Here is an 11,785-nt window from a genome sequence, read left to right as displayed (position 1 = left end):
GTTCCGGCGGATTTGCCGGTCAGGAATGCATCACGGCCTGTGATCGTTGACGATAGGAGTGCCATCTGACGACAACCGAAGGATCAAGAGCTCGTGAGCAGCAAGGTCCCCCCGATCATCCTCAACAACGGCGTCGAGATGCCCCAGCTGGGCTTCGGCGTCTGGCAGGTGCCGGACGACGAGGCGGAGCATGCCGTCGCCACCGCGCTGGAGGCCGGGTACCGCAGCATCGACACAGCGGCGATCTACGGCAACGAAGAGGGCACCGGCAAGGCGATCGCCGCCTCCGGCGTCCCGCGCGAGGACATCTTCGTCACCACCAAGCTCTGGAACAGCGAGCACGGGTACGACTCCACGCTGCGCGCGTTCGACGCGTCGCTGGAGAAGCTGGGTCTGGAGTACCTCGACCTGTACCTGATCCACTGGCCGACCCCGGCCCGTGACAAGTACGTCGACACCTACAAGGCGTTCGAGAAGCTGCACGCCGACGGGCGCATCCGTGCGATCGGCGTCTCCAACTTCGAGCCGGAGCACCTGCGCCGGCTGATCGCCGAGACATCCGTCATCCCGGCCGTCGACCAGATCGAGCTGCACCCGCATCTGCAGCAGCACGCGGCCCGCGAGTACCACGCGGAGCAGGGCATCGCCACCGAGGCGTGGTCGCCGCTCGGTTCCGGCAAGGGCCTCCTGGAGGTTCCGGCGATCGTCGCCATCGCCCAGAAGCACGGCCGCACCCCGGCCCAGGTCGTCCTGCGCTGGCACCTCCAGCTGGGCAACGTGGTGATCCCCAAGTCCGTGACGCCGTCCCGGATCAAGGAGAACATCGAGGTCTTCGACTTCAGCCTGGACACGGAGGACCTGGCGGCGATCAGCGCGCTCAACGAGGACCGGCGGCTGGGGCCGGACCCTTCCACGTTCAACGTGGCCTGAGCGTCGACCTGTCGGGGCCGCCGTCCGCGGACGGCGGCCCCGCCACTGCCGCGCGCCGGATCCCGTCGTCGCTGACCGGTGCCTGGTGGCAGTCACAGGGCGCGGCCGGGCCGTCGCCCCTGCAGCACTCCACGCACAGGTCGAAGACGGGATCGGCGAAGTAGTCGGAGTGGCCCTTCGGTTTTTCGTAGCAGGAATCGCCGGCCGGCTTCGGGAAGGCGGCCGGGTCCCGTAGTTGACGGTCCATCAGCGAGGGTGGCACGCCCGTGGGTTGCCCGGGGTCGCCGACGACCCAGCTGCCGATCGGGTCGCTGAGGCGGTACAGGTTGCGCCAGCGGGCGTCGACGGCGAAGCGCGGGGCCGTCCCGGGGTCCCGGGCCCCGGGCAGCTCGCCCCCTCGGTGCGCGAGGATCTGTCCGAGCCGGTCCACCGTGTAGGCGTTGAAGTAGGCCGGGAAGAACCTGACGTAGAGACGCGTGAGCGGACAGCCGTAGGTCAGGAAGCAGGTCCTGGTGCTCGCCGCGGTGTCGGCCTGCATGAGGACGACCGCTCCGATGACGGTGCCCTGCGAGTGGCAGGACAGGATGACGCGGCCCGGGCTGTTCTCGGGTCGCCCGGTGAGGTACTCCAGCCGGTTCAGCAGATCGGGGACGGTGCGTTCCGCGTAGCACGGCGGGGCGAAGGGGTGCGTGGCGCGCGGCCAGAAGGTGCCGACGTCCCAGAGGATGCCCACGGTGCGACGGAAGGCCGGGTTGCGGTAGGCCTGACGGCCCGCCCACAGCAGGACCAGCACCAGTCCGGTGAGGACGAGGTTGGCCACGGTGATCAGCCAGCCCGGTCCCTCGGAGACGAGCCGTGCGCCCACGGTCGGGTCGAGCGCCATGTCCGCCACCACGATCGCACCGGCCACGCACAGCAGGACGCCGAGCCCGGCGGTGCCCACACTGTCGTATCCCTGGGCCCGGGCCCAGTTGCGCGCGATGTCCTTGATCCGGCGCTCGGTCGCGTCGGTGCCGTCCCCGGCGGCTTCGCCGTAACCGGTCCGCACGACTTTCCGGTACCGCCGCGCGGACCGGTGCAGGGACCAGGCGGCGCACCCCAGGACGACGAGGGCCACGGCGAGGAAGCCGAGCGCGCTCACCGACGCCCAGAAGTACTCGGTCGGCACCACCATCGCCCGCTGCCCGCCCTTGTCCTGCCCGGCGACCGCCGGAGCGCCCAGCGTCTCGGCCGTGCGGAGAGTCAGTCCCGCCGCCAGAGCCGTCGCGAGGAGGACGGCGAGCAGGGCGACACCCGTGGTGCCCAGTCCGTGCCAGGCGGCCCGCGGGAAGGCCGGGTTGCCGAACGGGGCCTGCGGCGCTCGCTGTTTCCGCGCCTTCCAGAGCGTGCCGAGGTGGGACACCAGCAGGATCAGCAGCAGCGCGGCCTGCGCTGCCAGCAGCAGTCGCGTCGCCCCGACCTGGCCCGGCAGTTCGGCGGACGCGCGGGTCGTGTCGGCGTCGGCGGCGTCCCAGAGGAACGCGACGCCCATCGCGGCGACCACCAGCCCCAGGGCGCACCACGGCAGCACGGCGAACACCCGGTCCCAGGCGGGCGTCCGGTCCCCGGGACCCGGGCGTTCGCGCTTGAAGAGACGCGGTACGAGCATCCCGGCCGCGGCCGCCGCGAGCGCCGTCAGCAGGACGACCAGCACGGCGTCGCGCACACCTCCGGGCCATGTCCCCCAACCACCGTCGGACACCAGCTTCTTGAAGTCGCCGTGCGGCAGCAGCGGGGTGAGCAGCAGCACGCCGGTCAGCCCCAGCGCAGCCGTCACATGGAGCGCGCGCAGACGCCGCACGGGACGGCTCCCGTTCCACAACTGCCGGTCCTCCAGCAGGGTTTCGACCACCGGGTCGCGCCCTTCGACCTGCGGGACCGGGCTCGCCTCAAGGCCGTCCCAGGACCGGTTCGCGAGCCACCACAGCAGCAGGACGAGAGCGACCGGGACGAGCGCCGCCACCGCGAGCCGGCTGCCCGTGGTGTCGATCCAGCCGTAGTGCAGCCAGCTCAGCCAGATCCCGCCCCCGGTGCACGCCGGGTTTCCGTCGTCCTTCCCGCACTGCCAGCCGACGAGGTCCATCGAGGCGGAGGTCGCGGCGAGGACATAGGTACCGGTGAGGGAGAGCGCGAGGAGGCGCTGCAGCAGGGCCCGGTGCTCCACGACCCGTGTCTCGCTCGCCGTCCGCCCGTCGGGGAGAGCCCTCTTCACGACCCGGTGACCGGGATCCATGTAGAACGCCAGGTTGACGAACATGAACGGCAGCAGGAGCAGCCACAGCGCACGCCGGTTGTCGCCGGAGGTCAGCGCGCCCCACGAGTAGCCCTCCCGCCGGAACCGATCGGTGTCCGCGGCTCCCGACCGGGTCTCCCAGATCCGCCGGTAGAACCCGGCCAGTGCGTCGCCCGCCACCCGCCACACCGCCGGATGCCCGAGCTCGGACTCCGGCGGTGTGCCCGACACCCCGTGGACCCTCAACTCGGTCCAGCCGGTGCTTTCCTGATTCACATAACGGTCCATGACCGCCCCCGTTCCCCCGAACCGAACATGCCCAGGATGACGGGTTCGCGCCCGATTGCACCCCCTTCGTGGCCCGGTGGTTCAGCCTGGCCCGTGTCAGGTGCCGCGCACATCCGTGAAGACGACTTCGAACTCCTCGAGTCCGACCACGGTCACATGCGCCTTGGCGGCGCCCTCGTGACGTGCGGAGGACTGGGCGCCGCGGGAGGCGGCCAGCGACTCGCGGTCGACGAACAGGGCGCCGACCATGCCGCGGCCCCGCTCTCGGTCGACCAGCAGGGAGGTGCGGGCCAGCCCGCGCAGGGTCTCCAGACGGGGCAGGACCGAGGCGCGGAAGGTCTCGGTCAGCAGATCCGTGTCCGCGGGGTCGAACTCAAGCCTGCTGATCCGCAGCCCACCGCCGGCCTCCGGCGGACGGACCGAACGGAAGACCGTGGCCTCGTAGTTGTCCACGGCGGTCGTAGCGGCGAACGGCTCCAGCAGCGGCCCGCGCCGCGCCCGCATGACCTCGTCGCTGTTGCGCCGGGCCTCCTCGGTCTCCCACCAGCTCACGGCCAGCAGCTTGCCGAGTTCCCGGTCGACGAAGATGCCCGAACCCCGGTACCCGGGACGCTCTTCGAGCAGATCCCGCCCCTGCGCGTTCAGCGCCCTGATGGCGGTGTCGACCTTCGCTGGATCACCGGTCGTGTACACGGTGCGGACGAACATGGCCCTCACCTCCGGGACAATATCCGGAATGTTCGATATCGACAGTCTTCTCCTGTACGGGGGGCGCCGCAATCAGGGGTCGGCGTCCGCGCCCTCGCCCTTTCGTCGTATTGACGGCGCCCTGCTCGGGGAACCACGTTGTTTCCTCTGCGGGGGAGGCGGGACATGGGGCGTCACGAATTCGATTTCGAACCCGGGGGCGAGGACTCGGAGCGGCGGGCACTCCGGGAAGGTGAGCGGGAGGCGGCCGAACGGGAGGCGGCCGAGCGACGAGAGCGGCAGGCTGCCTCTGCCGACGCCCTCCGCGCCGCCCAGGACTCCCTGCGAGGACAGCCGGAACTCACCCGTCTCCACGCGCTCAGGGACGGGCTCCGCCGGATCGAGACGGCGTCCAGGGCGGGCAATGAGGCCCTGCGCAACGAAGAGGTCTTCAGGGCGCTGCGCGAGCGGGCGATCGAGCTCTTCACCTCGTCGAGCGAATGCCTCGCCGACCAGGCGTTCTGGCAGCGGCTGGAGGACGGCTGGGACAACCTCCATCAGCTGACGTCCGACCTCGCCGGCCGCCTCGAACCCCTCCTGTGGCTGGGCGTCGCCCCGCTGCTGACCGCGGTGGGCTACCGAACGCCTCCGCCCCCGTCCGTCGACGAGTTCGTCATCGGCATCACGGACACGGTCCGCCTCGCCGTCGAAGGCCCTCGCGACCCGGCGACGGCAGCGATGCGCATCAGGCGGCTGCAGGCGGACCTCGCCGCGCTGCTCTACCGGGCCCGGCGGCAGATCCCCGACCTCGTTCCGCGGACGCCGGCCGAGCTCGGTGCCTTTCGCCAGAGCATGGAGGTCCTGTTCCGCGTGGGCCGCGATCTGCTGGTGCCCACGGCCGTCCTGGCGGGCCGTACCGCGCTGAACCAGGTGGTACCCGGTTCCGGGGAGCTCGCGGACGCGGCGGCCAAGAGCCTGGCGGAGCACCGCCGTGTGCTGGCGGCCGCGGCGGTCGTCGCCGCGAACGAGACACCGCCCGCCCCCACGCTTCCGGGACCCGAGGCGCGACGCGACTGGATCGCCGTGCGCTGCGCCGCCCTGCTCGTCGGCGTGCAGGAGGCCGACAAGGCGCGCACCCGGCTCCTCGACACGTTCTCCGTCCCCGCCCCCGACCCGAAAGCCCGTCAACAGGCTTGGGACGACTACCTGTTGGGGATCGGGGCGGCACATCTGCACGCGGGCGCGCTGAAGGACCTGCTGACCCGCGGAGCACGCATGACGCCCGTGCTGCGACAGAACCTGGACGTCGTGCTCACCGAGTTGGAGTTCAAGGCCCGGAGCGCGCACCAATGGAAGCGGCTTCCCGACAGCCTCCTCCCGACGTACGACGCACGGGGCCAGCTCTTCGAGGACCTGGACGTGGCAACGGTACGGGAGCACGCGGCGATGACACGCGAGTTGGCCGTACGACGGACACCTCGGCCTCCCCGTCCCGGGGACGGCGGATTGAGGCCGTGACGCGAAAGCGGCCCGGAACGGCCCTCTGACCGCCCACCTGGCGTTTTCCGGAAACACCGCTCACACGGCGCCGACGCGCCCCCATCGAAGGGGTTGACGCGAGCATGCCGCGGGGTCCACCGTGTACGCCAACCCGGTCAGGAAAGTTTCCTAACAGAAGGGTCCCCCACAGTGCGCATACGAACACTGACCCTCGCCGCGGCCTCCGGGGCCGCCCTGCTCGCCGCCGGAGTCCTCCCTGCGAACGCCTCCGGCGCCACCACCCGCCCGACGTCCGCCCAGGAGGGCTCGGTCAGCGCGGCCGACCTGCTCGCCAAGGTGACGTCCTGTTCCCAGATCTCCAGCGGCAAGTACAAGACCGACGACGAGACGTCGGCCACCATCCCGGTGTGCGGCAAGAACGGTGCCGTGTTCTGGAAGGCCGACATGGACATCGACTGCGACGGACAGCGCACGTCGAAGTGCAACGAGAACGCCGACCCCTGGTACCAGGACGACACCGCGTTCCATCAGTCCGACGGCAAGCCGCTCAAGGCGGACTCGCTGCCGTACATCGTCGTGCCCAGTTCCAGCAGCATCTGGAAGTACTCCAGTTACGGCATCAAGGGCGGCGGTGTAGTCGCCGTGATCTACAACAACAAGGTCGAGTACGCCGTCGTGGGCGACACCGGCCCGACGAAGATCATCGGCGAGGCGTCGTACGCCACCGCCAAGGCCCTCGGGATCGACCCCGACCCGGCGACCGGCGGCGCCGACTCCGGCGTGACCTACATCCTCTTCAAGAACTCCCAGGTATCCCCCATCGAGAGCCACAGCGCCGCGGTCACGCTGGGGGACAAGCTCGCCAAGCAGTTCCTGGCGAACAACTGACTCCGGCCGAGCGGCCCGACCGGCTTTTCGTGCGGGGTCGGCCGGGCCGCTCGACCGGTTGGACGCAACGGACCCTCAGGAGTCCGCGGGACGGGGGCCATCGGCCCCCTCAGCCGGTCCGCACCGCCGTGTGCACCGAGTGGGCCGCCAGCACGAACACATCGGGCCGATGGTGCACGCTCCCCTTGTCGTCGGCGTCGAGCAGACGGTCCAGGGTGGCCCGGTCCTCCGCGTCCAGCTCGGTGCCGTGCATCTCGCGGACCCGGGCCAGTGTCCCCGCGACATAGGCGCGGGCCCGGTCGGAGGCGGGGGCGGGCAGGTCGAGGAGGAAGCTGCGCGTACGGGCGTGGGTCAGGCCCGCACCGCTCAGCAGAGCCGGCCAGTCCTCGACCTCCCCGACGGAACCGGGCAGGTCGGCCCGCATCCGCGCGAACCACTCCGCTTCCAGGGCGTCCAGCCGCGCCTCCAGACCGGGGCGTCCGAAGCCCAGGTCGCGCGGCAGGAAACGGGACGGCAGCCCGCCTTCCATGATCGCCAGCGTTCCGCCGGGCGCGAGCCGTCCGGCGAAGGCGGCGAGGGCGGCCCGCTGGTCACCGAGGTGGTGCAGGCTGCGGCCGGCCCACAGGAGGTCGGCCGGATAGTCCAACTCTTCCAGAGCGCCCGGGAGTTCACCGGTGAGGGTGTCGAAACGGTCGCTGTAACCGAGCCGTTCGGCCCGCTGTCGCGCCCGTTCCAGCAGCGGTCCGGAGCCGTCGACGGCCATGACGCGGGCGCCGGGGAAGATCTCGGCGAACAGACAGGTGACGACCCCGGGCCCACTGCCCGCGTCGACGATCAGCCCCGGCTCGGTCACCTCCTTGCCGAGCCAGTTCAGGGCCCGCTCGTACAGGGGTGTGAACAGCTCGGCCTGTGATTCGAGGAGCGGGCCCATCTCGGCCCAGTCGATGTCCGTGTCATGGCCGTGATGGCCATGGCTGTGCGGGTGTCGGTGGTCGTGCGTGCCATCGTGGCCGTGGTCGTCGTGCGCCATGTCGTCAGCCTCTCGTCCGTGATGCCGTCAGCGTGCTCCGACGCACCGGGCGAGTGCCACTCCTCTTGCCGGGACGGCAAAAAACGGGATGCGGACGGCAAGCCGGCACCCGCAGGATGGCCCCATGGACGACGAGCTGGTCGAACGGTTCCTGCGGGACGGATTCGTGAAGATCGAGGGCGCCTTCCCCCCGCGCGTCGCCGAGCACTGCGCACGGCTGCTGTGGCGGGAGACGGGGTACGACCCCGAGGACCCCGGCACCTGGAAGGAGCCGGTGGTGTGGGTCGGCGACATGGCGCAGGGCCCGTTCGCGGCGGCCGCCAACTCCCCCGTCCTGCATAAGGCGTTCGACCTTCTGGTCGGTGAGGACCGCTGGCTGCCCCGCTACTCGCTGGGCAGCTTCCCGCTGCGCTTCCCGCACGGGACGGAGCCGGACGACGCGGGCTGGCACACCGAGGGGAGCTATCTTCCCCAGGGCGCGAGCTGGTACTTCACCAACCTGCGCTCCAAGGACCGCGCCCTGCTGATGCTCTTCCTGTTCAGCGAGGTCACCGAGGCGGACGCCCCGACCCGCATCCGGGTCGGCTCCCACCTGGACGTGCCTCCGCTCCTGGAGCCGTACGGCGAGACGGGTGTCTCGGGGCTGGAGATCGCCCCCCAGCTGGTGGCGGCCTCCGCCCACCGTCCCCTGGCCCACGCCACCGGCCGCCCCGGCGACGTCTACCTGTGCCACCCCTTCCTGATCCACGCGGCCCAGCCCCACCACGGCACCCGCCCCCGTTTCATGGCCCAGCCGCCGCTGATGCCGGCGGTCCCGTACGAGCTGGACCGCCCGGACGGCAACTACTCGCCAGTGGAGGCCGCGATCCGCCGGGGCCTGACCAAAGAGGCCTGACCCCGACGGACCTGTTTGCTTCAGGGGCGCGCGGCACCCTCCTACAAAGGCGGGTACGCGTTCTGCATCAACTGCTGGAACTGCGCGGAGAACCAGTGCCCGGACAGCGGCGCGTTCGGCAGCGCCCCGGACATGTTGTTCCCGTTGCGCGCGTTGCCCGTGTACGTCGGGTCGCACATCCGGTCGAAGCCCTTGCCCTCGTCGTTCGCGATCGCGGAACTCGACCCGTCCGACTCCCCCGGCGGCTTCATCCACACATACGCGTCGATCCCGCTCGCCGGATTCGCCTGCGGACGCTCACCGAGCCCGGCCCCCGACTGGTTGCACCAGTTCCCGACATGGATCCGCCGGTCGTACCGACCGCCGTCGACATACGCGTCCACGCTGGTGGTCGGGCCGGGGCCGGCCGGCCGCGCGGTCCCGCCCCACCCGTTGCGGGACGTGTCGATCAGCATCCCGATGCTGGAGTTGAACCCGACGGACACGAGCTCGTTCCGCATGGCCTGCGCATACGACAGCTCGTCCACGTACCGGTTCCAGTCCACCCACTTCGACTGCCGTACGGACGTGCCGCCCACACTGTCGTTGATGGTGAAGTTGTTCTCCTTCAGGGCGCTGTAGTTCGCCGTGTTGGTGATGAACCCCTGCACGTCGTCGACGGTCGCGCCCTCACTCGTCGCGGCCTGCTTGAACAGGTTCGCGGCGGGCGCGAAGTTGTCGTCCCAGCCGAGCCAGCCGTGGTGGCCGGCGTCGATGTAGTTGTAGACGTTCGGGATCGCGCCGAGCTTGGCGAGCGCGTAGCCCACGCCCTTCACATAGTTGCCGTTGGCGAGCATCGTGTCGCAGTTGGCGGTGGCGGTGGCCCGACTGCCGGTGTTGGTGACCAGGTTGGGCAGCGAGTCGATCTCGACGGTGGTGACGATCCGCAGCGAGCTGTACTTGCTGTCGGCGAGGATCGCCGCGATCGGGTCGATGAACTGCGTCTTGTACTTGTCGATCTCCGTCGGGCCGAGCTCGCCGTTGGAGGCGAGGGCCGCGCAGTCACGTCCGGGCAGATCGTAGATCACCAGCTGGACGACCTCCTCGCCACTGCCCTTCTGCGCGAGGGCCGCGTCGAGGTGGGCCCGCAGGCCCATCCCGCCGTTGACACCGTTGATCGCGGCGATGCGGTCGAGCCAGACACCGGTGGGCTGGTTGGAGATCCGGCTGCCGCCCGTCTCGGCGGCGGCCTTCGCGGACCACTCGGGGTTCACGTACACCTTGGCGCCCGCGTACGGGTTGTCGACGCGGCTGCCGGTGCCGCCACCGCCGCCCCCACCACCGCCGCTGCTCCCGTCGTCGACGTTGCAGGTGACGCCGTCCAGGGTGAAGGCCGTGGGCAGCGCGTTGGTGCCGCTGTAGGACCCGTTGAAGCCGAAGCTCACCGAACCGCCGGTGGCGAGCGTCCCGTTGTAGGTCTCATTGCTCGCGGTGACGTCGGCACCGCTCTGGCTGACCTTGGCGTTCCAGTAGCTGGTGACCTTCTGACTGCCCGCGTACGACCACTTCACCGCCCAACTGCTCTTGGCGGCACTGTTGTTGGTGATGGTCACGGCGGCGGTGAAGCCGGTGTCCCACTGGTTCTGCACCTTGTAGTCGACGGTGCAGGGAATGGCTTTCACCCCGACGTCCCCGGGGACGACGGCCGTCGCGGTCCCGGCTGTCCCGGCGACCAGCGCCAGGGCGGCGAGTATCGCTGTTCTGGTACGGCTCATGAGTGCGGGTTTCCTTCTCCGGTGAGGGAATTACGGGTTGAGGGCACGCAGGTGATCGCGCAGCCCGATGCCGTACGACGTGGGAGTCCCGTCGTAGTTGGAGATCAGCGAGGGACCGGACGAGCAGTCCCAGGTGTTCCAGGTCCAGCCGAGGTAGGAGAGCCCCCGGTCGTCGAACCACTTCATGACCTGGTCCACGAACCCGTGCGAGCAGGTGTTCTCGCCGATCTCCCCTGCCACCAGCGGCACCTGGGCCGCGACCGGGGCGAGGGTCGAGTTCCAGCAGCTCTCGTTCGCACAGGTGTTGAAGTTGTAGACGTGGTACGCGGCGACGAGATTGCCCGTGGGGTCACTGGGCTTGTACGTCAGCCACTGGCTCAGGTCGTTCGAGTACGCCAGTCCGCCGGCCATGACGACGTTCCTGGCACCGGTGGAGCGCACCGCGTCCACCAGATCCTGCATACCGGCGACCTCGTAGCCGATGCCGGGGCAGCTGCCGCCGTCGCGCCAGCACTGCCACGCCTGGGTGGTCGTGGAGGTGGCCCGGTCCGGATACGGCTCGTTGAACAGGTCGAACACCACGCCCTGGTCGCCCTTGAAGGTGTCGGCCACCGAGGACCAGAAGGACGGCGTGTACTGCATGTCGGGCATCGGCTTCTGGCAGCTCGCGTGCACGTCGGAGCAGCCGGCCGAGTTTCCGGTGTACTGCCCGTAGGTCCAGTGCAGATCGACGATCGGGGTCAGGCCGTGCGCCTCGACCCTTGCCACCAGGTCCTTGACGGCGTTGACGTAGTTGGCGCCGCCGTACGCGGGCTGGATGCCGGAAAGCCCCAGCCAGCACTCCTCGTTGAGCGGAATGCGGACCGTGTCGGCCTTCCAGTCGGCGATCGCCTTGATCGCCGCGTCGTCCACCGGACCGTCGAAGATGCCTCGGCCCTGTACGCACATGAACTCGCCGCCGGACCGGTTCACCCCGAGCAGCCGCCTCGTCGCACCCGAGGCGTCCACGAGCTTGTTGCCCGAGACATGCAGGGCGGGTGCCGAGCCGCTCGCCGGCGGCTCGGTCGGCGTCGGCGACGGCTGCGCGTCCACGTTGCACGTCGTCCCGTTGAGCTTGAACGACGTCGGTACGGCGTTGCTCCCCGACCCCGGCCAGGAGGCGAGGAAGCCGGCGCTGACACTGGCGCCGGTGGCCAGCGAGCCGTTGTAGCTCTCGTTGGCCGCCGTCACCGTGGTACCGGACTGGGACCACTTGGCGTTCCAGCCCTGGGTGACCTTCTGGCCGCCCGCGAAGTCGAAGCCGAGGCTCCAACCACTCAGGGCCGCCGAGTTGTTGGTGATCTTCACGGCGCCCTGGAAGCCGGTGTCCCACTGGCTGGTGACCGAGTACTCCACCGAGCACGCCGGCGTGGCTCCCTGCGCCGTCACCACCGGGACGGTCATGGCCCCGACAAGGGCGACCGCTCCGGCGACGGCTAAGAGTACTGAACGCGGGGGGTGTCGCATGAGCGACTCCTTGCAGATCGGGCGCGTCGTGACGG

The 11,785-nt window shown here is 70.2% G+C and carries 9 protein-coding genes; 4 read left to right on the top strand and 5 right to left on the bottom strand.

All coding sequences use genetic code 11. The features are described from left to right. Positions 1–93: 93 nt before the first annotated feature. The gene (locus ABZT17_RS35325; protein WP_356355184.1) at positions 94–930 is read left to right on the top strand and encodes an aldo/keto reductase; all 837 of its coding nucleotides are present in this window, start codon (positions 94–96) and stop codon (positions 928–930) included. On the opposite strand, the gene ABZT17_RS35320 is transcribed toward ABZT17_RS35325, so the two are convergent. Together ABZT17_RS35320 and ABZT17_RS35315 are read right to left on the bottom strand one after the other, a co-directional pair. Next, positions 917–3,478, bottom strand: coding sequence for a hypothetical protein (locus ABZT17_RS35320; protein WP_356355183.1), 2,562 nt, complete (start codon positions 3,476–3,478; stop codon positions 917–919). The genes ABZT17_RS35325 and ABZT17_RS35320 overlap by 14 nt on opposite strands. 108 nt (positions 3,479–3,586) lie before the next feature. Then, the gene (locus ABZT17_RS35315; protein ID WP_356355181.1) at positions 3,587–4,198 is read right to left on the bottom strand and encodes a hypothetical protein; all 612 of its coding nucleotides are present in this window, start codon (positions 4,196–4,198) and stop codon (positions 3,587–3,589) included. Between the two features lie 165 nt (positions 4,199–4,363). Here ABZT17_RS35315 and ABZT17_RS35310 point away from each other — a divergent pair, with 165 nt between their 5' ends. After that, complete coding sequence (locus ABZT17_RS35310) at positions 4,364–5,695, top strand: hypothetical protein (protein ID WP_356355179.1); 1,332 nt, start codon at positions 4,364–4,366, stop codon at positions 5,693–5,695. A 171-nt stretch (positions 5,696–5,866) separates the two neighbouring features. After that, on the top strand, positions 5,867–6,565 hold the full coding sequence (locus ABZT17_RS35305; RefSeq protein WP_356355177.1) for a glycoside hydrolase family 75 protein: 699 nt from the start codon (positions 5,867–5,869) through the stop codon (positions 6,563–6,565). Between the two features lie 109 nt (positions 6,566–6,674). On the opposite strand, the gene ABZT17_RS35300 is transcribed toward ABZT17_RS35305, so the two are convergent. Continuing rightward, positions 6,675–7,595, bottom strand: a complete 921-nt coding sequence (locus tag ABZT17_RS35300; protein WP_356355175.1) for a class I SAM-dependent methyltransferase — start codon at positions 7,593–7,595, stop codon at positions 6,675–6,677. A gap of 124 nt (positions 7,596–7,719) precedes the next feature. Between ABZT17_RS35300 and ABZT17_RS35295 the strand changes: the two genes are divergently transcribed. Next, positions 7,720–8,490, top strand: a complete 771-nt coding sequence (locus ABZT17_RS35295) for a phytanoyl-CoA dioxygenase family protein (protein ID WP_356355173.1) — start codon at positions 7,720–7,722, stop codon at positions 8,488–8,490. Between the two features lie 41 nt (positions 8,491–8,531). Here ABZT17_RS35295 and ABZT17_RS35290 read toward each other — a convergent pair whose 3' ends face one another. Beyond that, positions 8,532–10,244, bottom strand: a complete 1,713-nt coding sequence (locus ABZT17_RS35290) for a glycoside hydrolase family 6 protein (protein ID WP_356355171.1) — start codon at positions 10,242–10,244, stop codon at positions 8,532–8,534. A gap of 30 nt (positions 10,245–10,274) precedes the next feature. Next, positions 10,275–11,750, bottom strand: coding sequence for a cellulase family glycosylhydrolase (locus ABZT17_RS35285; RefSeq protein ID WP_356355169.1), 1,476 nt, complete (start codon positions 11,748–11,750; stop codon positions 10,275–10,277). Between the last annotated feature and the right edge of the window lie 35 nt (positions 11,751–11,785).

The organism is Streptomyces sp. NPDC005648 (assembly GCF_040605395.1).
Taxonomy (GTDB): Bacteria; Actinomycetota; Actinomycetes; order Streptomycetales; family Streptomycetaceae; genus Streptomyces.
This window is presented reverse-complemented; position numbering and strand designations above follow the sequence as displayed.

What these genes read in the sequence shown, in the direction of transcription:
- ABZT17_RS35290 (WP_356355171.1), bottom strand. Translation starts at nt 10,244, where the DNA reads ATGAGCCGTACCAGAACAGCGATACTCGCCGCCCTGGCGCTGGTCGCC.
- ABZT17_RS35295 (WP_356355173.1), top strand. Translation starts at nt 7,720, where the DNA reads ATGGACGACGAGCTGGTCGAACGGTTCCTGCGGGACGGATTCGTGAAG.
- ABZT17_RS35285 (WP_356355169.1), bottom strand. Translation starts at nt 11,750, where the DNA reads ATGCGACACCCCCCGCGTTCAGTACTCTTAGCCGTCGCCGGAGCGGTC.
- ABZT17_RS35315 (WP_356355181.1), bottom strand. Translation starts at nt 4,198, where the DNA reads ATGTTCGTCCGCACCGTGTACACGACCGGTGATCCAGCGAAGGTCGAC.
- ABZT17_RS35300 (WP_356355175.1), bottom strand. Translation starts at nt 7,595, where the DNA reads ATGGCGCACGACGACCACGGCCACGATGGCACGCACGACCACCGACAC.
- ABZT17_RS35310 (WP_356355179.1), top strand. Translation starts at nt 4,364, where the DNA reads ATGGGGCGTCACGAATTCGATTTCGAACCCGGGGGCGAGGACTCGGAG.